Source organism: Streptomyces sp. LHD-70 (assembly GCF_031157275.1).
Lineage (GTDB): Bacteria > Actinomycetota > Actinomycetes > Streptomycetales > Streptomycetaceae > Streptomyces.
In genome coordinates this window covers 276,565-300,455 of sequence record NZ_JAVIFW010000011.1, presented here as the reverse complement: position 1 = coordinate 300,455, position 23,891 = coordinate 276,565, and the positions used below count along the sequence as shown (strand labels likewise).

Genomic DNA, 23,891 nt, shown 5'->3' with positions numbered 1-23,891 from the left:
CTGCCGCGGACGCACCGGCAACGGGGCGTCCGCGGCAGGCCCCACGGGTGCTTCACAGCAGGACGCCGGTCGCCATTACGGCGGCCACGGTCAGCAGCAGAGTGCCGAAGACCCGCTGCAGGATGGCGGGCTGGACCTTCGCGGACAGCCGCTTGCCGTCCCAGGCTCCCAGGACCGCCGTCGCGATGAACGGCATGATCAGGGCCCAGTCCAGGCTGACCTGGGTGGACGCGCGGGCCGCGAGGGCGACCAGGGCGTTGGCGATGATGACCAGCAGGCTGGTGCCGACGGCCGCGCTCATCGGTACCGCCAGCGCCGCCACCAGGGCGGGGACGGTGAGGAAGCCGCCGCCGACCCCGAGGAACCCGGTCATTGCGCCCAGTGCGGCCCCCGCCCCCGCTGCGCGGGGCGCCGCGACCGTCGCACCCTCGGACAGTGTCCGCTGACGCAGCATGCGCAGCCCGGCGAGCACGGCGAGGGCGGCGAAGGCCAGGGTCAGCACGGCGGCGGGAATGTGTGCGGACAGCAGGCCGGCCGCCGCGGCGGGCAGCAGCCCGGCCGCGGCGAACAGCAGGCCGGCCCGCCAGCGCACCGTTCCCGCCCGGGCGTGAGCCAGCAGTGCGGTGAGCGAGGTGACGATCACGATGATCAGGCTGGCGGTGGTGGCCTCGGCAGGGCTGAAGCCGAGCAGGTAGATCAGGGCGGGGACGGTCAGGATGCTGCCGCCCGCCCCGAGTGAGCCCAGGGCGAGACCGACCAGCGCCCCGGCGAGCAGGGCGAGAACGAACGCGGTCATATGACGGTCCCCACCGCCCCATGCGCGTCCTGGACGGGCAGGCCCAGATCGGCCCAGGCGCACATCCCGCCGGTGACGTCGACCGCCGCGACACCGCGCTCGGCGAGCAGGTGCGCGGCCTGCTGGGAGCGGTTCCCGGAGCGGCAGATCAGCACCAGGCCACGGCCGTCCTCGCGGCCGGGCAGGCCCGGCCTCTCGGCCAGCCGCGACAGCGGCAAGAACAGGGCACCGGGCGCGTGACCGGCCCGGAACTCGTTCTCCTCACGGACGTCGGCGAGCAGTGCGGAGCCGTCCTCGACGGCGCGGTGGGCCTGCGCTGGTGTGGTGCGGCCGGGGCCGCTCTGGGGCAAGAGCATGATGCTTCCTCTGGCGCCTCTGACCCCCTGGGCCGGCCGTGAGTGGCCGGCGGGGTCAGGTGGTGCGGTCAGTGCTGGGCGAGCGTGACGAGGGTGAGGCCGGCGTCGGCGGCCGCGGCGTAGCCGTCATCGACGGCGACGACGTCACGTCCGTTGGCGTCCAGGACGGAGGCGGCGATCGCCGCGCGCATGCCGCCCGCGCAGTGCACCCACACGGTCCCGGCGGGCACCTCCTCAAGCCGCTGGTGGACCTGGTGGATCGGGATGTGCACGCTGCCCTCGATCCAGCCCTGGGACCGCTCGCCGTCCCGGCGGACGTCCAGCACCACTAGCTCCTCGCCCCGCTCCCGCGCGGCGGCCAGGTCGGCGAACGTCGCCCGCGGGAACGAGGCAAGGGGTGCCCCGTCGCCGGTCCAGTCGGCCGGAGAGCCGACGGCCGCGGCGGCCGGGCGGTCGATGCCCACCCGGGCAAGCTCACGCTGGGCACGGCTGATGTCCTCGGAACTCTCCGCGAGCAGGGTGACCGGCTTGCCCCACGGGATCATCCACGCCAGGTAGGTGGCCGGCTGCCCATCGACCTCGAAGTTGAACGAACCCGCCACATGGCCTTCCGAGAACGCCACCCGGCTGCGCAAGTCGACGACCCACTCCCCGGCCGCCAGGCGGCGGGCGATCTCCCCGACGTCCGCACGCTCCGGTGCGGTCAGGTCCACCGGGGCGGGGCCTGCGGCGTTGGCCGGGCCCATGTGCGCGTAGTAGGCCGGAACATCGTCCAGACCGGCCAGTAGCTCCTCGACGAACGTATACACGTCCTTGAGCAGCGCCGGGTTGGATGTCTTCTCCGTACCGATGGTGCTGTGGTCGCCGTCGGCCTGGCCGGCGGAGCAGAAACTGCCGAACCCGTGTGTCGGCATCACCGCCACGTCGTCGGCCAGCTCGACGGCGAGCCGGTGCGCGGAGGCGTGCTGGTCTCGGGCCAGCTGCTCGGTGAGCCGCGGCTCCACCAGATCGGGGCGGCCCACGCTGCCGATCAGCAGCGAGCCGCCGGTGAACGCGGCGACCGGTCGCCCGGCCTCCTCCAGTACGTAGGAGGTGTGGTGCGGGGTGTGACCCGGGGTGGCCACGGCCCGCAGGACCAGGCCCTCGTCGATCTCCTCGACATCGCCGTCGGCCACCGCGACCCGTGCGTACGCCACCGACGCCCCGGCGGGCACCAGGTAGCGCGCGCCGGTCAGCCGGGCCAGCTCCAGGCCACCGGTGACGTAGTCGTTGTGCACGTGCGTCTCCGCGACGGCCGCGATCCTGACCCCGCGCCGGGCCGCTGCCGCGATCACCCGGTCGATGTCCCGCGGCGGATCAACCACCACCGCCGCCCGGGCCCCGCCCGCCAGATAGCTGCGGTTGCCCAGACCTTGGATCTCAAGGATGTCGGCAAAGAACACGGCACACTCTCCCTCACGGCACAATTACCCCCCGGGGTATCTCAATCCACCGTAACAGAGATACCTGGGGGGGTATCTAGGGAGGTGTGCGACGGTCGCTACGCTCACGAAGGTGCCCCGGCTCGCGAAGCTCCTGCGGGTGCCGACCCCGGCCGACCGGGGTCCATGGGCAGCCGTGCCCCGGCACCCCGGCGCGCCCGCACCAGCCGACGCGGACACCCCGGGCGCGGACATCTGTATCGGCTACGCCCGCTGCTCGACCCTGACCCAGGAACGCCAGAGCCAGCTGGGCACGCTTGCCGCGAAGAGCGCCCCCCCCCGGGACAAGATCGTCTTCGCCGAGAAGATCAGCACCCGCGTGCAGGTCCGCCCGAAGTTCGAGGCCGCGCTCGCCGCCGCAAGGTAGATCAAGGCCCACGCCCGCATTGCCGGGTCATCTTCACGGTGTACAAGATGAAGCGGCTCCGGAGGGACACCGCCGAGCTGACGCTCGCCGACCACCTGACCGCCCACGGCCTGGTCCTGGAGATGCTCGCCGGTCCCCTCACGAGGATCTGGTTCTGGCTCAACACCTGTGGACCACACACTCTGAGTGACGACTGGCGGTCGTGCTGGGCTCTGGGAAGTTGCCCGAAATTGATCAGTGGCCGATCTGCTGGCTGACAGTCCGGGGTCGTGGAGAAGTGGAGCTCCGGCTTGAGGAGCTGCTGTTCCCGTCGGTCGCCGGTGTCGCGGTGCGGTCGGTCGACCTGAACAGCGAGACGGTACGTATCGAAGCCCAGTGCACGACGGCTGGTGCCGCGTGCTCCGGTTGCGGCGCCTGGTCGAGTCGGGTCCATGGCTCCTATCTGCGATTTCCCTCTGATGTGCCCAGCGCGGGAAGACGGGTGATGCTGTGCTTACGCGTCCGCCGGTTCATCTGCGGGAATGCCGCGTGCGACCAGCGGACCTTCGTCGAGCAAGTGACCGGGCTGACTCGGCGGTTCGGTCGGTGGACCGAGCGTCTACGGGCAACGCTGGAGTCGATCGGCCTCGCGCTCGCTGGCCGGGCCGGCGCTCGCATGGCTGCTGTGTTCGGGGAGTCAGTCAGCCGGAGCACGGTCCTGCGGCTGCTCGACGCGCTGCCTGAGCCAGAGATGGCCGCCCCACGGGTAGTCGGCGTAGACGAGTACGCCACTCGCAAGGGCCGGAACTACGGGACCGTCCTCGTGGACGTCGAAACCCGCCGGCCGCTGGACCTCCTGCCCGACCGGGAGGCATTGATGGCGCTCTCTGAAATCGGCCACCGGACCTTATTCGGGAGTACCTACCGGCAGAACACCGTCGTCTCCAAGGCCTTCGGGATCCTCGCCGACCGGCCCGAATGCTACGTGTACTCCCCAGCCGTCGGGTGCGTCATCACCGGCGTCCCCTGCGAGGACGTCGTCACCCACTACTCGTGCCGTCAGGCCCTGATCACCCTGCACGACTCCCCGGAACTCCTCGACAACTCCCCGGTCAGCAAGGACCTCCTCGCCATCACCGACTGGGTCATCCAAGCCGGCGCCCAGGACCTCATCGGCGTCACCGGATCGTTCCTCGTCGGCGTCTGCAGGCCGCGCTCCGACGACCTCGTCTGCTACGGCCCTCGCGGGTACGAGGCAGCCCAGGCCCTGTTCGCCGAGCGATCCCTGATGCGCCCATACGAAGGCGAGACCCAGACCCGCCTCTACATACGCCGCGCCACGTACATGGCCGGCTCCAGCTTCGACATGCTGATGCGCCAAGAGGCCCGCAAGCTACAGGGCCTGACCACCGGCGCTGGCGCCCACATCAACTGCGAGCCCCTGCGCGCCGACGGCGACCGCACCTTCCACGACCTGGTGGCCCAGGAAATGGGGGAGATCAGCGTGCTCGCCCGGATCACCAGCCACACCGAAGGGCTGGCGGCGCCGGCGCTCTACGGCATCGACGTCGAGACCGTCATCGAGTCCACGATCGACGAGGCGGAAGTCTTCGCCCGCAGAATCACGCACCTGCGCAGCTACCTCGGCGCCTACACCGGCGCGTTCCGGGAGGGCGACTCGGTCCATCTGTCCGGTCGCCTGGTCCACATCCAAGGCCCTGGTCAGCTCGGCGGATTCGGCATCGAGTTGACCCCGTGGAGCGCGGCCACGTCCTTATCTCGCCAGCCTCGCCCGCTGAAGCGGCACCCCCCCGGGGGGCGTACTTGCACTTCCCACCATGTGTGCAGGATCCATAGCTGCTACTGCCGCGGCTGACGGGGCCCGTGCTGCGCATCAGCTAGCGCTCTCAAGGGCGGGCCCTGGGGCGCCGACACCTCGACGGACGCGCCCGGGGAGCAGTTGCACCCGAGGTTGCACCTGGAGGAGGGCCCAGGGGTGTGCCAGAGGTTGCACCGGGGGTACTGCCGGAGGTGTGAACCCCGGTTTCGAGGTGTTCCTTGTTTTCGCAGGTCACCCCCGCTCGGCAACCCCTCGAGGAGCCAGGACACCTCTTCTCCGCGATAGCCGGAGAAGAGGACAGTGCTGGAGGTACGGCAAGGCAGCCCAAGGTCGCGGCGTCCGCGGTCGCCTGATCGACGGCGAGCATGTGGGATACAGCGGCGAGGAGTTCGGGGTAGGGCTTGGCGAGGCGGGCTGCTTCGGGATTGTCAGTGCGGCTCGGCAGTATGGGCCCCATGAGTCACAACATCGCGTACTCCACCGCCGACAAGAGGGACGTGCTGGCGTTCCTCGGCAGCAAGGGCGACCTGACGGAAGACCAGCAGCGCTGCCTCACCAACATGCGCATGTACGCCCAGGCGCGCCAGGACGATCTGGACCGTCAGGCGGTCGACTGGGGCCTGACGATCCCCAAGGCTCTGGAGCACCTCATAGCCGGGCGGGTCGACTCGCAGGCTGAGTGCGCGGGCAATGCCTACCACGCTGCGCTGCAGCACATCATCGACCGCAATGCGTCCGACCCGGCCCAACTGGGCACGTACTCCAAGCCGTCGACGTTCTTCTCGCTGGTGGACGAGGAGATGCGTCGCCTCGGTGTTCCGTTGGACCTGCTGCCGCACGGCTTCCTTTACGGCGGGCTGCCGGACGACTTCCCCCACATCCCGCACTCGGTGGACGGCTACCCGGCGATCGGCTACCTGCCGCTGGTCAAGGCCAAGCCGGCCGCCGACGCGTACCGCGCAGTGCTGGACCGGCTGGACTCCGGATTCCGGTACGACGTCCAGGAGCTCATCGAGAAGCTGCAGTTCGAGCACGAGGCGTGGGAGTACGCAACGAAGGCGATCGACTGGTACACCTCGGACACGATCTTCTTCCAGCTCACGTAGCCCCGCGGGAGAGGCCCGTCAGATGCCGGGCCAAGCGGGCGCGGAAGGACAGAGGCGCTACCTGCGAGCGCCGCGGAGGCGCTCGATGAGGTCGTGCAGGAACACGGGAACGCCACCGCCCGCATTCATGGTCAGCACGGTTGCCGTGAGGAGGGTGAGTAAGCCCGAGGACAAGTAGGTCCACAGGCCTGCGTCGACGGACGCCCACGCCATGATGGCCCAAGTCACCGCACCCACAGGCAGGGCGGCGACGAGAAGCCACCACATGAGCACACCGGTGGCTGAGTACCAGTTCGCCCGTGTCGAGGAAGGCGTTGACGGTGGCACGGGTGCCGAGTGGAGGAATCGGCTGATCCGCTCGGCCTCCACCTCGGTGCGCCAGCGCTCGGCGAGCCGATGCTCGGCGACCCGCGAACTCCCCGACCACGTACGGGAGATGACTCGCGACGCCCTGGACCTTGCCTCGCGGTCGCACTGGGGATGGCCGCAGTGGGACCCGACCGACCCCGAAGGCGAAGACGTACGCCGCGCCGAAGTCGGCCCCCTCACGGTCGTCTACACCGTCAACCGACCCGGCGCGCACCTGTACGTCCTCGCCGTCACCTGGGCCGGATAAGCCCACAGGCCTGCAACAGAGATAGGAGACCCATACCCGGCCCGAAGTGATGCAGCAGCTGCGACGCGCCATGGACGAGCAGGCGCGGGCCGAGCAACAGCTCACCGACGAGATCGTGCGTCTGGCGCGGCAGGACAAGTAGTCCCCGCTGAGAGCGAGCACGACGAGGGCCCCGCCACGGCGGAGCCCCTCGTCGTGCTTCCGGGTTCTGCTCGCGGTCAGTGCTGCGGCTGGGGGCTGGTGCCGCTGGGGAGCGCGGAGGCCAGGCGGGGGAAGAGCTGCTCGGCGTTGCCGCGGTTGATGGCGTGCCGCTGGGATTCGGTCAGGTGGAAGTCGTCCAGCATCCCGGCGAAGCGCGCCGATTTGGCGCTGGGGGCATAGGGCCAGTCGCTGCCGTAGGTGATGTGGGTGGGGTCGGCGAAGGCGAGCAGGCTGGGCAGGGCGTAGGGGGAGGAGGACAGGGCGGTGTCGTAGTAGAAACGGCGCAGGCGCTCAAGGCCGTCCCCCGGAGTGCCGTCCGGGGCGCAGTGCTGGGCCAGGCGCTCGGCGGCGTAGGGCACGAAGCCGCCCGCGTGGGAGAGCAGGACCTTCACGTCCGGGTAGCGCTCCAGGCAGCCGGAGCGGGCCAGGTTGACCGCGGCACGAGTCGTGTCGAGCAGGAAGTCGGCCGCGTAGGCCGGCAGGCCGGGCACCGGCTCGGCGGGCAGGGCCGACGGGTGGACGAAGACGACGGCGGAGCGCCGGTTCAACTGCTCCATCAGCGGGTCGAAGGAGGGATCACCCAGGTAGATCCCCTTGCTGTTGGCCAGCAGCGTCACTCCGTCGGCGCCCAGTTCGTCCAGGGCGTGACAGGCCTCGCGCACGGCGCCCTCGACGTCGGGGAGAGTCAGGGTGGCGAAGAAGCCGAACCGATCGGGCATGCGGTCGCGCAGGTCTGCGCAGAACGCGTTGAGGGTGCGGGCCATGGCCCGGGCTTCTTCTTGGCCGGCCGGCTCGACGGCCGGCGTGGACACCGACACGACGGCCGAGACGATGTCGTTGTCGGCCATCACTTCCAGCGCGGCGTCTTCGTGCCACTCGGGGATGGAGCGCCCGCCGGCGGTGATGCCGAGGGAGGTGAGCCACTGGGCGTAGGCGGGCGGAACGATGTGCTGGTGGGTGTCGATGCGGCGTGCGGCAGTCATAGGTGGGCCTTTCGGGTGCTACGGCTCCGAGAGCCGAGGGGGCCATGGGGAGAGGTCAGCAGGCGGTCATCGCAGCTCGCGTTTGAGGATCTTGCCGCTGGCCGTCATGGGCAGTTCCTCGCGGAACTCGAAGAGGCGCGGGTACTTGTAGGCCGCCATGGTGTCTTTGCACCAGCTGCGCAGGTCGGCTTCGGCGAGGCGGGCCCCGTGGCGGGGTATGACGTAGGCCTTCACTTCCTCGCCGTGCACGGGATGGGGGACGCCCACGACGGCGGCCAGGCTCACGCCGGGGTGGGTCAGCAGGGCCTCCTCCAGCTCGCGCGGATAGATGTTGTAGCCGCCGCGGATGATGAGGTCCTTGGCCCGGTCGATGAGGATGTAGTCGCCGTCGGCGTCCTGGCGTGCGATGTCCCCGGTGCGGAACCAGCCGTCGCGCAGGACGGCTGCCGTCTCTTCGGGCCGGTGGTGGTAGCCCTTCATGACGTTGTGGCCGCGCACGGCGAGTTCGCCCGGCTCGCCGTCGGGGACATCGGCCCACGACGCGTCGATCAGGCGCATCTCCACACCCCAGACGGGTCCGCCGACCGAGCCCGGCTTGGGCGCCCGCCCGGGGGACTGGAAGGTCACCATGGGGCTGGTCTCGGACAGCCCGTAGCCCTCGTGGATGTCGACGCCGAAGGCGGTGCGGAAGCGGTGGGCGATCTCGACGGCGAGGGCGGCCCCGCCCGACAGGGCCATGCGCAGCCGCGCGGCGACCGCGGTGCGGGTGGGCTCGTCCAGGGGCTCTTCGAGCAGGCGCCAGTACATGGTGGGGACGCCGGCGAAGACGGTGACGCTCTCTCGTGCCAAGGTGCGCAGTACCTCGCCGGACTCGAAGCGCGGCATGAGCACCATGCGGCCGCCGAGGCCGAAGGTGGCATTCATCTGGATGGTCTGGCCGAAACTGTGGAAGAGCGGCAGCACGACCAGATGGACGTCGTCGCGCCGGGCCTCGATCGTGCGATGGCAGGTGAGAGCGTTGAACGCCATGTTGGCGTGGGTGAGTTCGGCGCCCTTCGGGCTGCCCGTCGTGCCGCTGGTGTAGAGGATCACCGCGGTGTCGGTCTCGGGCGGGCAGACGCTCTCGAAGGTTTCGCCCTGCGCGGCGAGCGCGGTGCTCAGGGACGCCACGTCCGGCACCGGCGAGGGCGCCTGGTCGTCGGTGATGAAGAACAGGCGCTCGCAGGCGGGGGCCGCTGCCACGGCTTCGGCGACTTCTGCGGCCGCTACCGGCGCATCCGGTGCGGTGTGGCAGAAGAAGAAGCGCGCTCCGGAGTCGGCGAGGTGGTAGGCGATCTCGCGCGGACGCAGCATCACGTTGAGCGGCACGACGACGCCGCCGGCCTTGAGGATGCCGTAGTAGAGCACCGGGAACTCGAGGCGGTTGGGGCAGCTCAACGCGACCCTGTCCCCGCGGGCCAGACCCAGGTCGGTGAGCAGGTTCGCCGCACGGTTGGCGGTGGCGTCGACCTCGGCGTAGGTCATACGCGTCGAGCCCTGGACAACCGCCTCGCGGCCGGGATCGTGGCGTGCGGTGTGCTCCAGCATGGAGGCGAGATTCAGCATGATCGACTGCTCCCGGTGAGTGCCGTGCACGGGAAGGCGTGCGCGGGCGCAAAGGGCTGGACCGACTCGAAGTGCGATATTAGATGCGCCCAGTGCGTTAAATGAACAGCCTGACGCCGGAGTTTGTCAACGGCTTGACAAGTTTTGGTGTGTGCAGGCTCGTGGTGAGACGCCAAGCGGAGCCTCAGGTGTCGGTGGGCTGCCTCGCGGACTCGGAGATCTTGCTCGCCACCCTGTTCAGCAGGCCCTTGAGGGCGAGCTGCTCCTCGACGCTGAGGTCGGCGAACCACTCCTTCTCCAGCGCGTTCTGCTGCGCGAAGGCTTCCCTGATCGCCTCGTGCCCGGCGTCGCTGAGGCGGACGGACACCAGGCGGCGGTCCGTGGGGGAGAGCCGCTCGCGGATCACCAGGCCGTCGCCCTCCAGGGTCGCCAGGACGCTCGAAGCGGACTGGCGGCTCATCCCGCCGAGGCGGGCGATGTCCCGAGCCTCCGCCCGCTGGAAGATCCACACGATGTACAGGACTCGGAAACCGCTGGTGCTGAGGCCGTGCGGCCGGTGCGCCAGCCGCTCCGACTGTTGGCCGTGCATGTTGGCCGTGCGCAGCAGGAGCATGCCCAGCTGAAAGGCGGCGCCGTCGATGTCGGGGAGCTCGCGGCGGGTCAACTCCAGCGCCGCATCGCCGAAGTCGGCCCCCTGGACCTGCGAGGCTGTCGCGGGCAGTGGGTCCGTCGACGCGTCGTCCGTCATCGTTCGCCCTTCGTTCCTTGGCTGCGCGCCCGCCGACGGCGGGCAGGTCCCGGCAGGCTATCGGGCGGATCATGCGGCCTGTCGGCCGCAGTCCTCCGGCGACCGGCCCGCTGCTCATGGCGCCGGGGGAGTCAGTGACCGTGCGCGCAGGCTCTGGCCCCGGAGAGTCGCGACGACGGTGCCATCCTGGTTGGTCACGGTGACGTCGTACAGGCCGCTCTTGGCGTTCTGGTGCAGCGCCTCGCAGTCGGCGCTCAGCACATCGTCCACGCGGGCGGGGCTGAGGTAGTGCACCTGGGCGCCGGTGGACACCACGGGCGCGCCGCCGTCGTTCGCGGCGTAGGCCAGGGCGGTGTCGGCGAGCAGGAAGATGATCCCGCCGTGACAGATGTCGTGGCTGTTCAGCATCTCGGGCCGCACGGTCATCGACAGCCGCGACCGGCCCGGCGCCGTGAACTCGACACCGATCCCGTGGCTGTGGCTGCACGCGTCGCCCGCGAGCAGGGCCAGGCTGTGCGTCGGCAGTCCGGCCCGGCCCTGCGGCCCCCAGGTCTTGGTCTGTGGGAGGTCCTCGTTCGTCAGCGGCATCGGTCGCCTCGTCCTTCTCTTCGGTGCGCGCGCATGTTGCGCCTAGAAAGACAAAGAATAGACTGTCAATGCCTTGACTTTCTCTTTCTTGATGGAAGACCTTTGGTCGACCGGGGAGCGTCGCTCCCTGAGGAGGCGTGGCCGCTGGACGAGCCGCCCGCCTCCCTTCCCTACCTCCTGAGCCGGAGACGCCATGTCCGTGCGCGTACCGAAAATCCACAGAGGGCGGCTCATGGCCGTGACCGCCTGCTTCCTGATCCTGCTGTGTGAAGGATTCGACCTCGCGATGTTCGGCAGCATCGTGCCGTCGTTGCGTTCCTACGGCGCCTGGGATCTGAGCGCAGAAATGATCGGCTACATGGGCTCGGCGTCCGTACTGGGCATGCTGTGCGGTGCGGCCGTCGCGGCCTGGCTCGCCGATCGGGTGGGGCGCCGCCCCGTCATGGTCGGCGCGGTCATCGTCTTCTCTCTCGCCATGGGCGGCGGGGCCATCGCGCCTGGGCCCGAGGTGTTCCTGCTGCTGCGCTTCTTCGTGGGGCTCGGTGCGGGCGCGGTGATGCCCACGGCCGCAGCCGCACTGATCGATTCCGCCCCCGCCGACCGGCGCAACCAGTTCAGCGCGATGGGATTCGTGGGAGTCGGCCTCGGGGGTGTATTGGCAGGCCTGCTGTCCCTGTGGCTGGTGCCTGCCTACGGATTCCGGGCCATGTGCGCAGTCGGCCTGCTGCCGCTGCTCATGACGCCGTACCTGTTCAAGGCGGTGCCGGAATCGACCGCGTTCCTCCAGGCCCGGGGGCGCAGGGGCGAGGCCGCCAGAGTCGCGGCCGACCTGGGCTTCGAACTGGATCCACACGCTGCGACGAGCCCGGACCGTCCCGCACAGCGGCCCGGGGAGGGCAAGCGGCTGAGCCTGGTGTTCGGCCAGGGGCGCGGCCTGGGCACGGTGCTCTTCTGGGGCGCCACACTCTTCTGCCTGCTGGTCACCTTCGGCGTGAGCGCCTGGCTCCCCGACCTGCTGCACGGAGCCGGCTACAGCCTCTCCGTCTCCCTGGGCTCGCTGGTGGCCCTCAAGGCGGGAGCGGTCGGAGTGCTGGGTGCGGGATGGCTCGCCGACAAGTTCGGGCAAAAGCGCGTAGTGCTGTGCACCTACCTGTGCACGGCCGTGTCCCTGGCCGCCCTGAGCCTGGCGCCTCCGCCGCCCGTCACCTATGCCCTCATCGCCCTGCTCGGCCTGGGCACCACGGGCCTGCAGACGCTGATCAATGCCTATGTCGGCAGCTACTACCCGGAGCGCGCCCGCGCGACGGGGCTCGGTCTCAATCTCTCGATCGGCCGCATCGGCGGCATCGTCGGCCCGAGCTATCTGGGCTTCCTGGTCTCCGCCGGCTTCGGCCTCGACAGCAAGTTCTACGCCCTGGCGATCCCCGCGCTGGTGGGAGCCTGTCTCATCGCACTGGTACCCCGGCCCCGCCCCATGGCATCCGGCCATGCGGCCGAACCGGCGGACACCCCTGTCGGCACCGGCACTTGAGCGTCAGCGGGCCCGAACGGGCCGACGCGTTCGGGCCCTTGGGACACCAGGCTGAGCCGTGGGACGGAGCGCAAGCCGGCCGGGGCACGGACGCCGGCCCGCGGACTGGCAGCCCTGCATGTCACGACAACGCACGCGGACGGCGTTGTCCTGCCCGCCAATGTGCGGGGAACCTACCTCGGCGCCTCGGCGGTCTGACCCCAGGCTGCAGAGGCAGCGGATGCGGCCAGGCCTGGACTTCCCTGCCCGCCCAACCTGCCCCTCGCCGAAGCCGCACGGCCGCTGATCGCCTGGTCGGTCGGAGGGCGGGAACGGCGCGACCCGCCCCGGCGATCTGTCTCGGCGGCGAAGCACACCAGCACGCGCGCCATGCCGAATCACGCGGTTCGTCGATGGCCGCGCCGGGCTCCAGCAGGAACTGGCGCCGCAGCTAGACGAGTTCACCCGGGCGCGACGCAACGGTTTCGGGGAGTGGTCCTCGATGCTCGACTCCGCGGCGAGTGGAGCCCCGGAGACTGCTAGTCGGCGCTCTGCACGAGCTTGAAGGCAATGCGTGCGGCGGCATGCTGCGCGGCGCGCCGTACGCGCCCCAGTGCAGGGCGCGCGGGCGCCGGGAGGGGGGAACCGGATGCCAGGCGGGGGAAGAGCGCCTCGGCGCTGGCCCGGTTGATGGACCTGAGCTGCTCCGGCGGCGCGAAGGTGTCGAGGCCGTTGGCGAAGTACTGCCCGGCGGGTGTCGGGGCGAAGGGCCAGTCGCTGCCGAACAGGACATGCCCGGGCTGCGCAAAGGCGAGCAGGGTCGGCAGCGCGGCAGGACTCGATGACAGGGCGGTGTCGAAGTAGAAGGAACGGAAGTCGTCCAGCACGTCCAGCGGGCTGCGCCGGGTGTCGTTCGCGATGGTCAACGCCATGCGGTGGGAGGAATAGGGAACGAAGCCGCCTGCGTGGCTGAGGATGAACCGTAGGTTCCGGTAGCGGTGGACGATTCCGTTGCGCACGAGCAGGTAGGCCGCGCGGGTGGTGTCGAGCAGGAAGTCGGCGGCAAACGGAGGGATGCCTTCGACGGTCGGGGCAGGCAGTTCGGCGGGGTGGACGAACACCACGGCGCCACGCTCGTCGAGGGTGCGCCACAGCGGTTCCGGGCCCTCTGCGCCGAGGTAGGTGCCCCGGTTGTTCGCGAGCAGGGTGACACCGTCGGCGTGAAGCTCGTCCAGAGCGCGGGCCGCCTCGGCCGCCGCCGCGGCGACGTCGGGAAGCGGCAGTGTCGCGAAGAATCCGAAGCGCCCCGGATGCCCGGCGGTGAGTGACGCCGAGAAGTCGTTGAGCCGGCGCGCCAGGGCGGCGGCCTCGCCCGTCTCCTCCACGAACCCGGTGCCGGGTGCGGAAGCGGAGAGCACCGCTGACGCCGTGCCCAGGGTGTCCATGAGCTCCAGGGCCCCCTCGGGACTCCACTCGGGCAGTGCCCTGCCGCCCGCCTCGCTGATGCCGGCTTTCGCCAACAGGTCCCGGTAGAAGGGCGGAACGAGATGCTGATGGACGTCGATCCGGCCTGGCCGGACGGTGGGGGCGGTGCTCATGCGGCTCTCCCGGAGCTGGGCGGCAGACAACCCTAATGTAGCAGTCATTCCAATTGGTGTAACCGCTACAGGAAGCGTCGGTGCGTGCCGGGTCGGACCCGATGCGGTGGGCCCGGCGCTGGGGTCCCTCCGGGGCGGCGTGGCGCGAGGGTCTTCGCGGGGTAGCGCCGAGGTAAGCCCAAAAGCCGCCAGTTCTTGATCTTGGTGGGTCTTTTCAGCTCCCGGTGTGAGCCCCGAGAGCGTTGACGCGGTTCTCGTACTCGCGGCGGGCCTTGCGCTGGGCCGGGACCGCCGCAGTGCCGTCGAGAGACTGGCAGCGGTCGAGGAGTTGGCGGTGGACTGCGGGTACGGCAGTGACGCGCAGGGTGTAGCCCTGGCCGCGCCGTACGGTCACGCCCTGGTCGAGCGTGACGCGCTCGGCGGGTTCCAGTTCGGCGGCGCGGAGGAAGTCGGCGACCTTGCCCGGCATGTCGAGGACGACCGGCGTTTCAGGGGGTGGGGCGCCTGGGTCGGCGGCCGTGTAGTCGGGCAGGAGGTCGGCGACGGCGGTACGGATGGCGCCGCGGCTGACCTTGTGGTCGCGGGCGAGCGCGGCGATGGAGCGGCCTTCCAGGTACGCGGTACGTACGGCGTCGACCAGCTCGGCCTTGACGGCCGGGCGGCGCCCGCCCTTGTTGCCCTTGGCCTCGGCGGCCCGCAGCCCGTCGTACGTCAGCTCGCGCTGGAGGTCGCGCTGGAGTTCGCCGGCGGCGGCGAGGGTCTGCACCATGAACTTCACGGTGAACAGCAGTTCGCCGGTCCGCGGGTGGCGGGCGGTGAGGTCCATCGCGGAGAACGCGCCGTCGTGGATGCGCAGGGCGAGGCGGTCTCGGTGCAGAACGTCGAGCACGTCGAGGATGTGCCCGGTGCCGCGGATCAGGCGGAACATCTCGGAGATGTGCACGGTGTCGCCCGGCCGTGCGTAGTTCAGCAGTTCGCGGAACTTCGGGCGCTGGAGAGGGGGAGGCGGCTGGAGGTGCCCGGGTCCTCCTCGAAGAGGACAGGTTCCTCGATCCCGGCCTCGTCCAGAACGAGATTCTGCCGGGCGGTCGACTGCTGGTCGGTCGAGCCCCGCTCGTAGACCAGGTTCGCCACCGAGGGCCTCTTCCGTACGGAGGATCGGCCTCTCTCTTCGTCAAACCCTGTCAGCAATCACCATCGGATCCGGTTGGATTCGAGCCGCCGCGAACCCCTAGATCGCACGGGTTCAGTGGACGCGCCAGCCTCTTGTCGTTAAACGATCGTTTGACGACAGACGGCGCCCCGACCCCGGTGCGTTGCTTCCGGGCGGGACTCCGGCGTGGACGATGACGTCAGCGCCCCGCCGTGCCGCCCGGCGGGATGCTTCCAGTCGGGTTCGTCACCGTCGAACAGGGTGGTCAGCGTGGTGTCGGAGCACGCGGCGGCCAGCCACCGGCCAAAGTCGAGCCCGGCGGTGACCGGCTCCCGCTCAACCGTCGAGGGACCTTTCGATGCTCGTCGGCGTCCCTCCCGACGCATGGGAATACTCCATGAAACTGCTCAGTTTCCATGATGATATGTATACTGCAAGTATGTCGAATGCTGTGGATCCTGCCGAGCTGTCCGAGGACATCCGTGCCCTGATATGGGCATACACCCGTCGTTTGAGCGGCGAGTCGCAGGCCGTCGGCGATCTCACCCTGTCGCAGCAGACAGTGCTGGCCCGGCTGTATCAGGCACCGGGTGCGACCAGTGCCGAGCTGGCCCGGGCGGAGTACGTGAGCCCTCAGTCGATGAGCAGCACGGTCTCCGCGCTGGTCGACGCGGGTCTGGTCGCCGTGTCGCCTGATCCGCGCGACGGCCGTCGCCGCAGGCTGGACCTGACGGACGAGGGGACCGCCGCCATCGAGGCGGTGCGCGCCCACAAGGCGGACTGGCTGCGGGGCCGGCTCGTCGCCGCGCTCACTCCGGCCGAGCAGCGGCAGTTGGCCGACGCGGTCGTCCTGCTCCAGCGTCTCCTCGGCCCCGATACGACCCCGACCATCTCGTCATCGAAGGGACCATCATGAGCATCACCAGGATCGACCCCGTCAGTGCGCTGATCGCGATCGACCTCCAGAACGGCATCCTCGCCCTGGCCGAGGCCGAGGAAGCCCGGCGGATCGTCGAGCGGACCGCGGAGCTGGCCGACGCCTTCCACGCGGCCGGGCTGCCGGTCATCTGGGTGACCGCCCTCGGGCGTCCCGCAGGGCGCACCGAGGTGCCGCTGCCCGGCGGCGAGCCCCCGGCCGACTTCGCCGTCCTGGACGAGCGGCTTCCGGTTACCGAGACGGACCTGCAGGTGGCGAAGAAGGCCCTGAGCGCCTTCACCTCGGCAGAGGTCACTGGGCTGCTGGCCGAGCGGGCGGTGACCAACGTCGTGGTCACCGGCATCGCGACCGGGATGGGGGTGGAGTCCACGGCCAGGGCGGCCTACGACGCGGGGTACTCCGTCACCGTCCCCACGGACGCGGTCACGGACCTGAGCGCCGAACGCGGCCGGCTCAGCCTCACGCTCGCCCTGCCGGCCATCGCCGAGACCGGCACCACCGCGGACGTCCTCGCGGCCCTGGCCCGGACACGGGGCTGAGCCATGCCGCGGACCACCACCCCGGAAAGCCGCGTCTTCAGCCGCGGGTTCACCTGGACCCTCCTGTTCGGAGTCACCCTCAACCCGATCAACTCGTCCATCATCGCCACCGCGCTGGTGAGCATCGCGGACGACCTCGGCGTGAGCGCGGTCCAGACCGCCCTGCTCGTGTCCGCGCTGTACCTGGTCAGCGCGATCTGCCAGCCGCTGATGGGGAGGCTGGCCACCCGCTACGGGGCACGGTCGGTGTTCATGGCAGGCATCGTGCTGGTCGGGATCGGCGGTGCGGTCGGCTGGGTGGCGCCGAACATCTCCTGGCTGGTGGCATCCCGCCTGATCATCGGTCTGGGGACCTCTGCGGCCTATCCGACGGCGATGATGATGATCAACCTCAAGGCCGAGGCTGCGGGGGTTCCCCTCCCCAGCCGCATCCTCAGCCTGGTCGCGGCCGCCGGCCAGGTGACAGCGGCCATCGGGCTGCCGATCGGCGGCGCCCTGGTCGCCGGCTTCGGCTGGCGGTCGGTGTTCGTCATCAACGTGCCGCTGGCCGTGGTGAGCCTCATCGCCACCCTGGTGTTCGTACCTCGGGGCGCTCTCGACCGCCGGGACCGCAGCGCCTCGTTCACGCAGCACATGGATCCGGTCGGCATCCTGCTGTTCGCCGGCCTGATGACCGCCCTGCTCGGGTTTCTCAGCGACCTGGCCGATCCCCGATGGTGGCTGCTCGCCGTCTTCACGGGAGTCGCTCTCGCGCTGACGTACTGGGAGCGGCGGCAGCGTTCCCCCCTCGTAGACGTGCGGATGCTCGCGAAGAACGGAGCCCTGCGGCGCACCTACGTGCGCCTGATCATGACCTTCACCGTCATGTACGGCGCGCTGTACGGCGTGGGGCAGTGGCTGGAGGAGGCCCGCGGCGTCGATCCGGGCAGGATCGGCCTGCTGATGCTGCCGATGTCGGTCATGAGCGCCGTGGTCGCCCTGATGCTCGGCAAGAGCCACTCGATCCGGCTGATGCTCGTGGGTACGGCGGTCTTCGTCGTGGGCGGCGGGGGATTCCTGTGGCTGTCCGGCGCCCAGGACCGGCTCGTCTGGCCCGTGATCGCGATGAGCTTCCTGGGCGTCGCGATGGGACTGGGCAACGTCGGCAACCAGGCCATGCTCTACCTGAAGAGCGCACCCGACCAGATCGGCGTCAACAGCGGGTTCTACCGGACCGCCTCCTACATCGGTGGGTTCATCGCCACCGGCCTCATCGGCGCCACCTTCGCCGACGGCGCGACCAACGGCGGCATCATCCTCTTCGCGATCGTCTTCGCCGCCCTGGGCGCGGCACTCCTCCTGATCAGCCTCGCCGACCCCCGCATCCCCAAGACCTCGCCCACGGCCAACAAACCCGCGGACTCCATGCAGAGCTGAGGCACCGCTCCCGCACGGTGCGGCGAACACATCACCGCACCACCAGACCAAACAGACCATCGATCTCGCACGCGGAACCCCACAACCCCTCGAAGGGATCAGCACCATGACGACATACGCTGTCTCCGCTGCGACCGGACAGCTCGGCACCCTGGTCATCGACCAGCTGCTGGCCAAGAACGTCGAGCCCGCCGCGATCATCGCCGTAGCGCGCAACGCGGACAAGGCTGCCCCGTTCGCCGCACGCGGCGTCACCGTCCGCACCGCGGACTACGACGACCGGGAAGCACTCGAAGCCGCCTTCGACGGCGTGGACCGCCTGCTGTTCATCTCCGGCAGCGAGGTGGGCAAGCGGGTACCCCAACACCGCAACGTCATCGAAGCTGCGAAGGCAGCCGGTGTCGGCCGCGTCTACTACACATCGGTCCTGCGCGCGACCGACAACCCGATGGTGCTCGCGCCCGAGCACAAGGCCACGGAGGAGATGCTGGCCGAATCCGGCGTCACCCACACGATTCTGCGGCACGGCTGGTACACCGAGAACTACACGACCGAGGTACCCCGCCACATCGCTCGCGGAGTACTCCTGCACGCCGGCGGCGACGGACGTATCTCGGCCGCGACGCGGGCGGACTTCGCCGAGGCCGACGGCCAGGCCCTGCTGACCGACTACGAGGGCAACGTGACGCTGGAGTTGGGCGGCGTCTCCTTCACCTACGCCGACCTGGCGCGCACCATCTCCGAGGTGTCGGGCACGGCGGTCGAATCCAAGACCGTCACGCCGCAGGAGTTCCGGCAGATCCTCCTCCAAGGCGGCACCGACGAGAACACGGCCGGTTTCCTCGCGCGCCTGGAGAACGATGTCGCCGCCGGCCTGCTCGACGGTGACTCGGCGAACCTCACCGATCTCCTCGCCCGCCCGGTGACCCCCCTCAGCATCGCGGTGCGAGCGGCCTTGTGAACTGACCCAACCCTGCGGCCCTCACCGTCAGCACGGGCGGCCGATCCCCGGGTTGTCTTGCCAGGTGCCATGGCCCCGATAGCAAGTTGAGTTCAACTCGCCGTCCAGGCGGACAATGACGACGGGTGGCTGTGCTGCCGCCGAGGAACTCGCGGCGACCGAACAGCTGGAGGTGGCGGCCGTGGTCCGCAGGGCCGGGGTCAGTGTCGGCCTGCCCTACCGCTACTTCGGCACCCGCAGCGGCCTGCTCATCGCCCTGGCGGAGGACTTCCACGAGCGCCTTGGCCAGGCCAGCGCGCTGAGCAGTTGCCTTCGACAACGGCGCCACGGTGGTCCTGCCCGGCAGCCACCGCTGGAACGAAGGACGCCGCCCCACGCGGCAGGCGGAGAACACTGACGCACCGCCACCCGTCAGCTCCACGAGCACGTTCACTCGCGGCGAGCCGAATGGGCGGCCAGTCGAACTGTTCGAAGGCGCCCCCGCGCGAGGACAGGCGCGCACGGCACCGAACCGGTCACGACTTCGGACCGGCCAAGGCGGGCCGGGGGCCTCTGCGGTCCCCCGAAGCAACGAGGGCCATCAGCGTCGAGGTGGCTACCGTGCACCGTGTCAGAGATAGGGGGGACCGACGGTCGTCGCTGGCATGCCGCTCGACGTAGTAACCCGGGATCCTGCGAGCCTGCTCACTCACTCCTCTTTCGAAGGCACCCGGTAGAGGCTGTCGGCGTTGCCGGAGAGGATGGCACGGATGTCCTCGGCGGGCAGGCGGGCGTTGCGGATGTAGTCGAATGCCCTGACGTACTTCTCCTCCTGGAAGTAGGGGTGGTCTGAGCCGGCCAGGACGCGGTCGGCACCGAAGGTCTCGACGGTGAGCCGGAGCGAGGGTTCGTGGAAGTTCGCGGCGTCGAACCACATGGTGCGCAGGGTGCCGAGGGGCGATGCCGGGAAGGCCTGCCAGTCGGTGTAGTTGTCCTCGATCCGCTGGACGAGGAAGGGGAGATCTCCGCCGAGGTGGGCGATGTGGAAGCGCAGGTTCGGGTAGCGGCGCGGGATGTCTGCCTTGAGTAGGTGGAGCACTGCCGTGGCGTCCTCCACGGGGGCGCCGTTCACCCATTCCAGATGATGCGAGTTGATCATCGGGGACAGGGCGCCGGAGCCGGTGGGGTGCACGTTCACTATCGCCGCGCGCTCGTCGAGCGCTTCCCATATCGGGTCGAACCTCTTGTCTGCCGGTGAGAGCCCACCGGGCAGCACCGTCGTCAGGGAGATGCCGATGCATCCGAGTTCGTCGAACAGGCGCGGAATCTCGGCGAGGGACTCCTCCACATGGGGGAGGGGGAGGGCACCGTAGGCGAGGAAGCGGCCGGGGTGGCGTCTTACGAGCGTGGCGTATTCGTCGTTGATGCGGCGCGCGGCGGCCAGTGACGAACTGCTCTGGGGGCCCGACGGCGACTGGGGTGTCACGGCGATGATCTGGGTCTCGACGTTCGCGCGGTCCATCCAGCGCAGCCGGGCCGAGAGGTCCGCATCGGTCGAGTCGGCGCCGATCCCGCGGGCGATCGCGGTGCTGGCCGCGGGGACGCCGCTCTCCTCCAGCAGGTCGAGATACCCCGCCGGGTAGATGTGCGCGTGGGTGTCGATCGCGCGCCCGCCCGGACCGGACACGGTGGCGGTGGTCGCTGCCTGGGCGGGGGCGGCTGCGGCAGAGGGGACGAGGAACCCTCCGGCGGTGGCTCCGGCTGCGGCTGCGAGCAGGTTTCGCCTAGTCAGCTTCGGCATATTTTCTCCAGGTTGAGGTCGGGGATAGGAGGGGAAGGGGGAGGTATCGGGCCGGGCGGGCCAGCTCGTCGTCACGCCCGTTCGGGCAGGGCCTTCGACGGCGCCTCGTTCGAGGCGCGGGCGAGCGTGGCGAGGACGATGGTGGCCGCGCCGAGGGCGAAGCCGATGGATCCGATCGTGGTGAGTGCCTCGGCCGACGATCCGCCGCGGGCGCCTCCGGAGGGTGCCATGGCCGCGGTGAGCGCGGCGACGAGGGCGCTGGCGATCGCGGTGCCGATCGCGCGCAGGAGTGCGTTGACCCCGTTCGCGGATCCGATCTCCCGGTCGGGGGCGTAGCGGACGACAAGCATGGGCAGTGCCGCGTAGCCGATGCCGACACCGGCGCTGATGACCGTGGTCCACACGATCGCCAGCGGCGCGTTCAAGGAGGCAACGAGGCCCAGGCTGTAGCCGACGGCTGTGACGGCCGCTCCGATGGTGAGAACGCTGCGCGGACCGAAACGCTGGGCGATCCCGGCGCTGAGAGGGGCGACGGCGAACATCACCAAGGCGGTCGGGATCATGGCCAATCCCGCCGAGCTCGCGCTCCACGAGAATCCGTCCTCTGCCTCGGAACCCTGCAGCCGCAGCGTGGTCAGCAACAGGTTCGTGAACATCAGGATGCCCAGCACCAGCGAGGCCAGGTTGGTGAACAGCAGCGGGCGTGAGGCGGAGGTGCGCAGGTCCACGATGGGCGAGGTCCGTCGCAGCTCGAGGAAGCCCCAGCCGAGGGTGACGACGATCCCGACGGCGAACGTGGTGAGCGTTGTGGCGCTCCCCCAGCCCCAGGTGCTGCCCTGCGACAGGCCGATCAGCAGCGCGGGCAGGGCCACTGACAGCAGGATCGCGCCCGTGAGGTCGAAGGAACCACTGTCGTCGCTCGGGCGGCTGCGCGGGAGGACGACGGCGATGAGCGCGATGGACGCGACGGAGAGGGCCGCCGACAGCCAGAACATCGACTCCCAGCCGAGCGCCGAGAGCATCACGCCACCCAGCGGGATGCCGATCGACCCGCCCACACCCAGTGTCGAGCTCAGCACCGCGAGTGCTCCACCGACCCGTCGCCCGGGCAGGATGTCCTTCATCTGAGCCATCGCGACCGGTACGAGTGCGGTGCCCACGCCCTGCATGGCGCGGCCCGCGATCAGCGTCTCGATCCCTCCGAGCGGGGCGAGGACCGAGCCCGCGAGGACGAACGTCATCGCAATGATCATGATGCGACGCTTGCTGAACAGGTCGGAGAGGCGTCCGAAGATTGCGGTGGTGACCGCGCCGGTCAGCAGGGTGGCGGTCACCAGCCAGGATGTCAGCCCGGTGCTGGTGTCCAGGAGCCTCGGGAACTGCGGAACCGCGGGCACGACAAGCGTCTGCTGCAACGCCACGACGAGGCAGCAGAAGGCTGCGACCGCGATGAGGCGGGTGTCGGACGATCGCGGCATCTCAGGATCACGCGTACGTGTGAGGTCAGGGACAGACATCGGGCTCTCCTGTGGAATTGCGTCAACTTCAGGAGCACGCGAGCGGCCCCTGCTGCGGTCACTTCAGCAGGGCGCCACCGAGATCGGTTGCGTGATGCATGTATGCGGCATATTTTGGGGTCCTGAGCCGCGGAGACAAGTGTTCCTCGTCAAGATCTGCATGGATTCGGCATCGTCTTGGGAGGTGCTGTGCCGGACACAACGGCGGATGCCCCGGGTGTCGTGCTCGACCCACTGGACCGACGGCTCCTCACTGTCCTCGACCGCGATCCGGCGGGCAGCATCGCAAGCTTCGCCGAGCAGCTCGGGGTGAGCGCCCGGACGGTCGCCCGCCGTCTGGCTCGCCTCCAGGCCACGAGGGTCGTCCGCGTCATGGGGCGGACCCTGCCGGGGTTCGGTGGCCGCTTGGCGCAGCTCGTACGTGCGGAGGGCGCCCCGGGCAGGGTCGCCGCCCTCGCAAGGCTGATGGCTGAGCAGGAGCACACCCGCTGGGTACGGCTCTCTCGCGACGCGACCGAGCTCATGTGCGGTTCTGTGACCCCTGCGGCGCAGGCCGACGAGGCGCTCCAGCGGCTGGTGCATGATCCCCGTCTGCGGCGCGTCCGCGTCCACGAGCTGCTGCAGGTCTGGGGCGAGACCTCGAGCGCTGTCGTCTCACCGCCGCGCGACCTCGACCTCACCGACCGTCGGCTCCTCGAACTGCTCGAGCGCGACGGCCGGATGGAGACCTCCGAGCTGGCGCGGAACCTCAATGTCGATCCGAGCACGGCGTCCCGTCGGCGCCGCCGGCTCCTCGAGGACGGCGTCCTCTATTTCGAGGCCGACATCCACCCGGCGGCCTGGGGCACCGCCGCCGACGCCATGCTGTGGATCCGCATGAGCCCCGGCCGCATCGGTGAACTCGGCGCCGCTCTGCGGACACATCCCGGCATTCGCTTCACCGCCGCGACCAGCGGGGAGTGTTCGCTCGTCGCGCACGTCGTACTGCCGGACGGCGGCACCCTCCTCGCCTTCGTCGACGAACACCTCAGCAACTACGGCGTCCAGGACATCGACATCGTGCCGATGAGCCGGGTACTCAAACGCACCCGCTGATCGGCGGGACACCGGGCGGCGGCCGACCGCCACCGCACATCCGCGGCACACCAGCGATGACTGCGACTAGCAGAGACAGGACAGTTGCCAGGGCGATGAGCAAGAGACGCGTCAAAGGTCCGGAACTCAACGGCCGACATCCTTCTGTGAGGGTGGCCGTTCGAGACATGCCACCTCAGCCCGACCACCGAAGCACGATGGTTGGTTGAGACGGTGTAACCCCTGGGAAGCGGCGGGCCGTTACAGGTCCGCGCAGCCGCGAGGTCACTCCCTCAATCAGTTCTCAGCTCTTCCTCCAAGGCGGCACCGACGAGAACACGGCCGGTTTCCTCGCGCGCCTGGAGAACGATGTCGCCGCCGGCCTGCTCGACGGTGACTCGGCGAACCTCACCGATCTCCTCGCCCGCCCGGTGACCCCCCTCAGCATCGCGGTGCGAGCGGCCTTGTGAACTGACCCAACCCTGCGGCCCTCACCGGCGCATAGCACCGAGGGCCTGAGCTTCACGCAGAGCTACTTGTCACTTCACGGCAGCTTCGGGAGAACAGGGCCGAAGCGATCGGAAGTGTCCTCAAGCCCGGACGCACCCTGACCGTCTGCCAGCTGGAGGTCTACAGCGTCCAGGCCGACGGTGCCCGGAAGCTCGTTGCGAACGGCCAGCAGACCCTGATCCGCGTGACCAGGATCGCCGAATAGCCCCACTCAGGCGTGGGCCTTGGCA

General features: G+C 69.8%; 24 protein-coding genes and 2 pseudogenes. 12 read left to right on the top strand and 14 right to left on the bottom strand.

What is annotated here, in order from left to right; all coding sequences use genetic code 11:
- Positions 1–52: 52 nt before the first annotated feature.
- The 3 genes from RCO28_RS23490 to RCO28_RS23480 all read right to left on the bottom strand — a co-directional run bounded on the left by RCO28_RS23490 (position 53) and on the right by RCO28_RS23480 (position 2,594).
- Positions 53–796: a sulfite exporter TauE/SafE family protein gene (locus tag RCO28_RS23490; protein ID WP_308943182.1), complete on the bottom strand. Its 744-nt coding sequence runs from the start codon at positions 794–796 to the stop codon at positions 53–55.
- Complete coding sequence (locus tag RCO28_RS23485) at positions 793–1,152, bottom strand: rhodanese-like domain-containing protein (protein ID WP_308943181.1); 360 nt, start codon at positions 1,150–1,152, stop codon at positions 793–795. The genes RCO28_RS23490 and RCO28_RS23485 overlap by 4 nt, the downstream gene beginning before the upstream one ends.
- Before the next feature lie 68 nt (positions 1,153–1,220).
- Positions 1,221–2,594 (bottom strand): MBL fold metallo-hydrolase, encoded by a 1,374-nt coding sequence (locus tag RCO28_RS23480; protein WP_308943180.1) that lies wholly within the window; start codon positions 2,592–2,594, stop codon positions 1,221–1,223.
- Positions 2,595–2,706: 112 nt separating this feature from the next.
- On the opposite strand from RCO28_RS23480, the gene RCO28_RS23475 reads away from it, so the two are divergent.
- From RCO28_RS23475 to RCO28_RS23465, 3 genes are all read left to right on the top strand, one after another.
- Entirely contained in the window at positions 2,707–3,000 is a 294-nt protein-coding gene (locus RCO28_RS23475) for a recombinase family protein (RefSeq protein WP_308943179.1), read from the top strand.
- A gap of 202 nt (positions 3,001–3,202) precedes the next feature.
- Complete coding sequence (locus RCO28_RS23470; protein WP_308943178.1) at positions 3,203–4,855, top strand: transposase family protein; 1,653 nt, start codon at positions 3,203–3,205, stop codon at positions 4,853–4,855.
- 419 nt (positions 4,856–5,274) lie between these two features.
- Positions 5,275–5,925 (top strand): hypothetical protein, encoded by a 651-nt coding sequence (locus RCO28_RS23465; protein ID WP_308943177.1) that lies wholly within the window; start codon positions 5,275–5,277, stop codon positions 5,923–5,925.
- 57 nt (positions 5,926–5,982) lie between these two features.
- Here the strand turns inward: RCO28_RS23465 and RCO28_RS23460 are convergent, their stop codons facing one another.
- Entirely contained in the window at positions 5,983–6,192 is a 210-nt protein-coding gene (locus RCO28_RS23460) for a hypothetical protein (protein WP_308943176.1), read from the bottom strand.
- Here RCO28_RS23460 and RCO28_RS23455 point away from each other — a divergent pair.
- On the top strand, positions 6,191–6,541 hold the full coding sequence (locus tag RCO28_RS23455) for a hypothetical protein (RefSeq protein WP_308943175.1): 351 nt from the start codon (positions 6,191–6,193) through the stop codon (positions 6,539–6,541). The genes RCO28_RS23460 and RCO28_RS23455 overlap by 2 nt on opposite strands.
- Before the next feature lie 218 nt (positions 6,542–6,759).
- Here RCO28_RS23455 and RCO28_RS23450 read toward each other — a convergent pair whose 3' ends face one another.
- The 4 genes from RCO28_RS23450 to RCO28_RS23435 all read right to left on the bottom strand — a co-directional run bounded on the left by RCO28_RS23450 (position 6,760) and on the right by RCO28_RS23435 (position 10,666).
- The gene (locus RCO28_RS23450; protein ID WP_308943174.1) at positions 6,760–7,725 is read right to left on the bottom strand and encodes an amidohydrolase family protein; all 966 of its coding nucleotides are present in this window, start codon (positions 7,723–7,725) and stop codon (positions 6,760–6,762) included.
- 66 nt (positions 7,726–7,791) lie between these two features.
- On the bottom strand, positions 7,792–9,330 hold the full coding sequence (locus RCO28_RS23445) for a long-chain fatty acid--CoA ligase (RefSeq protein WP_308943173.1): 1,539 nt from the start codon (positions 9,328–9,330) through the stop codon (positions 7,792–7,794).
- 184 nt (positions 9,331–9,514) lie between these two features.
- Positions 9,515–10,078 (bottom strand): MarR family transcriptional regulator, encoded by a 564-nt coding sequence (locus tag RCO28_RS23440; RefSeq protein ID WP_308943172.1) that lies wholly within the window; start codon positions 10,076–10,078, stop codon positions 9,515–9,517.
- A gap of 114 nt (positions 10,079–10,192) precedes the next feature.
- Positions 10,193–10,666 carry a hotdog fold thioesterase gene (locus tag RCO28_RS23435; RefSeq protein ID WP_308943171.1) on the bottom strand — a complete coding sequence of 158 codons (474 nt, stop codon included), beginning with the start codon at positions 10,664–10,666 and terminating at the stop codon, positions 10,193–10,195.
- A 232-nt stretch (positions 10,667–10,898) separates the two neighbouring features.
- Here RCO28_RS23435 and RCO28_RS23430 point away from each other — a divergent pair, with 232 nt between their 5' ends.
- On the top strand, positions 10,899–12,197 hold the full coding sequence (locus RCO28_RS23430) for an MFS transporter (RefSeq protein ID WP_308943170.1): 1,299 nt from the start codon (positions 10,899–10,901) through the stop codon (positions 12,195–12,197).
- Between the two features lie 518 nt (positions 12,198–12,715).
- On the opposite strand, the gene RCO28_RS23425 is transcribed toward RCO28_RS23430, so the two are convergent.
- From RCO28_RS23425 to RCO28_RS23410, 4 genes and pseudogenes are all read right to left on the bottom strand, one after another.
- A complete protein-coding gene (locus RCO28_RS23425; protein WP_308943169.1) occupies positions 12,716–13,774 on the bottom strand; it encodes an amidohydrolase family protein in 1,059 nt (352 codons plus the stop codon).
- Positions 13,775–13,988: 214 nt separating this feature from the next.
- The gene (locus RCO28_RS23420; protein ID WP_308943168.1) at positions 13,989–14,717 is read right to left on the bottom strand and encodes a hypothetical protein; all 729 of its coding nucleotides are present in this window, start codon (positions 14,715–14,717) and stop codon (positions 13,989–13,991) included.
- Between the two features lie 23 nt (positions 14,718–14,740).
- A complete protein-coding gene (locus RCO28_RS23415; protein WP_308943167.1) occupies positions 14,741–14,908 on the bottom strand; it encodes a hypothetical protein in 168 nt (55 codons plus the stop codon).
- A gap of 204 nt (positions 14,909–15,112) precedes the next feature.
- Positions 15,113–15,259 (bottom strand): annotated as a pseudogene (locus RCO28_RS23410) (SAM-dependent methyltransferase); the annotation flags it as partial.
- A 107-nt stretch (positions 15,260–15,366) separates the two neighbouring features.
- On the opposite strand from RCO28_RS23410, the gene RCO28_RS23405 reads away from it, so the two are divergent.
- From RCO28_RS23405 to RCO28_RS23385, 5 genes are all read left to right on the top strand, one after another.
- The gene (locus tag RCO28_RS23405) at positions 15,367–15,843 is read left to right on the top strand and encodes a MarR family transcriptional regulator (RefSeq protein ID WP_308943166.1); all 477 of its coding nucleotides are present in this window, start codon (positions 15,367–15,369) and stop codon (positions 15,841–15,843) included.
- A complete protein-coding gene (locus tag RCO28_RS23400) occupies positions 15,840–16,403 on the top strand; it encodes an isochorismatase family cysteine hydrolase (protein ID WP_308943165.1) in 564 nt (187 codons plus the stop codon). Before RCO28_RS23405 ends, RCO28_RS23400 begins: the two co-directional genes overlap by 4 nt.
- A 3-nt stretch (positions 16,404–16,406) precedes the next feature.
- Entirely contained in the window at positions 16,407–17,819 is a 1,413-nt protein-coding gene (locus tag RCO28_RS23395; RefSeq protein WP_308943164.1) for an MFS transporter, read from the top strand.
- Positions 17,820–17,925: 106 nt separating this feature from the next.
- Entirely contained in the window at positions 17,926–18,780 is an 855-nt protein-coding gene (locus RCO28_RS23390; protein WP_308943163.1) for an SDR family oxidoreductase, read from the top strand.
- 115 nt (positions 18,781–18,895) lie between these two features.
- Positions 18,896–19,177, top strand: coding sequence for a TetR family transcriptional regulator (locus RCO28_RS23385; RefSeq protein ID WP_308943162.1), 282 nt, complete (start codon positions 18,896–18,898; stop codon positions 19,175–19,177).
- A gap of 291 nt (positions 19,178–19,468) precedes the next feature.
- Here the strand turns inward: RCO28_RS23385 and RCO28_RS23380 are convergent, their stop codons facing one another.
- Complete coding sequence (locus RCO28_RS23380; protein WP_308943161.1) at positions 19,469–20,560, bottom strand: amidohydrolase family protein; 1,092 nt, start codon at positions 20,558–20,560, stop codon at positions 19,469–19,471.
- A 71-nt stretch (positions 20,561–20,631) separates the two neighbouring features.
- Complete coding sequence (locus RCO28_RS23375; RefSeq protein ID WP_308943160.1) at positions 20,632–22,077, bottom strand: MFS transporter; 1,446 nt, start codon at positions 22,075–22,077, stop codon at positions 20,632–20,634.
- Between the two features lie 189 nt (positions 22,078–22,266).
- Here RCO28_RS23375 and RCO28_RS23370 point away from each other — a divergent pair, with 189 nt between their 5' ends.
- Together RCO28_RS23370 and RCO28_RS23365 are read left to right on the top strand one after the other, a co-directional pair.
- On the top strand, positions 22,267–23,172 hold the full coding sequence (locus RCO28_RS23370) for an AsnC family transcriptional regulator (RefSeq protein WP_308943159.1): 906 nt from the start codon (positions 22,267–22,269) through the stop codon (positions 23,170–23,172).
- A gap of 550 nt (positions 23,173–23,722) precedes the next feature.
- Positions 23,723–23,866: pseudogene (locus RCO28_RS23365) on the top strand (DUF4442 domain-containing protein); the annotation flags it as partial.
- Between the last annotated feature and the right edge of the window lie 25 nt (positions 23,867–23,891).

Coding starts and splice junctions, on each gene's coding strand:
- RCO28_RS23465 (WP_308943177.1), top strand. CDS start 5,275: ATGAGTCACAACATCGCGTACTCCACCGCCGACAAGAGGGACGTGCTG.
- RCO28_RS23405 (WP_308943166.1), top strand. CDS start 15,367: ATGTCGAATGCTGTGGATCCTGCCGAGCTGTCCGAGGACATCCGTGCC.
- RCO28_RS23485 (WP_308943181.1), bottom strand. CDS start 1,152: ATGCTCTTGCCCCAGAGCGGCCCCGGCCGCACCACACCAGCGCAGGCC.
- RCO28_RS23425 (WP_308943169.1), bottom strand. CDS start 13,774: ATGAGCACCGCCCCCACCGTCCGGCCAGGCCGGATCGACGTCCATCAG.
- RCO28_RS23395 (WP_308943164.1), top strand. CDS start 16,407: ATGCCGCGGACCACCACCCCGGAAAGCCGCGTCTTCAGCCGCGGGTTC.
- RCO28_RS23385 (WP_308943162.1), top strand. CDS start 18,896: ATGACGACGGGTGGCTGTGCTGCCGCCGAGGAACTCGCGGCGACCGAA.
- RCO28_RS23375 (WP_308943160.1), bottom strand. CDS start 22,077: ATGTCTGTCCCTGACCTCACACGTACGCGTGATCCTGAGATGCCGCGA.
- RCO28_RS23400 (WP_308943165.1), top strand. CDS start 15,840: ATGAGCATCACCAGGATCGACCCCGTCAGTGCGCTGATCGCGATCGAC.
- RCO28_RS23490 (WP_308943182.1), bottom strand. CDS start 796: ATGACCGCGTTCGTTCTCGCCCTGCTCGCCGGGGCGCTGGTCGGTCTC.
- RCO28_RS23435 (WP_308943171.1), bottom strand. CDS start 10,666: ATGCCGCTGACGAACGAGGACCTCCCACAGACCAAGACCTGGGGGCCG.
- RCO28_RS23430 (WP_308943170.1), top strand. CDS start 10,899: ATGGCCGTGACCGCCTGCTTCCTGATCCTGCTGTGTGAAGGATTCGAC.
- RCO28_RS23460 (WP_308943176.1), bottom strand. CDS start 6,192: ATGTGGTGGCTTCTCGTCGCCGCCCTGCCTGTGGGTGCGGTGACTTGG.
- RCO28_RS23390 (WP_308943163.1), top strand. CDS start 17,926: ATGACGACATACGCTGTCTCCGCTGCGACCGGACAGCTCGGCACCCTG.
- RCO28_RS23455 (WP_308943175.1), top strand. CDS start 6,191: ATGAGCACACCGGTGGCTGAGTACCAGTTCGCCCGTGTCGAGGAAGGC.
- RCO28_RS23440 (WP_308943172.1), bottom strand. CDS start 10,078: ATGACGGACGACGCGTCGACGGACCCACTGCCCGCGACAGCCTCGCAG.
- RCO28_RS23380 (WP_308943161.1), bottom strand. CDS start 20,560: ATGCCGAAGCTGACTAGGCGAAACCTGCTCGCAGCCGCAGCCGGAGCC.
- RCO28_RS23445 (WP_308943173.1), bottom strand. CDS start 9,330: ATGCTGAATCTCGCCTCCATGCTGGAGCACACCGCACGCCACGATCCC.
- RCO28_RS23450 (WP_308943174.1), bottom strand. CDS start 7,725: ATGACTGCCGCACGCCGCATCGACACCCACCAGCACATCGTTCCGCCC.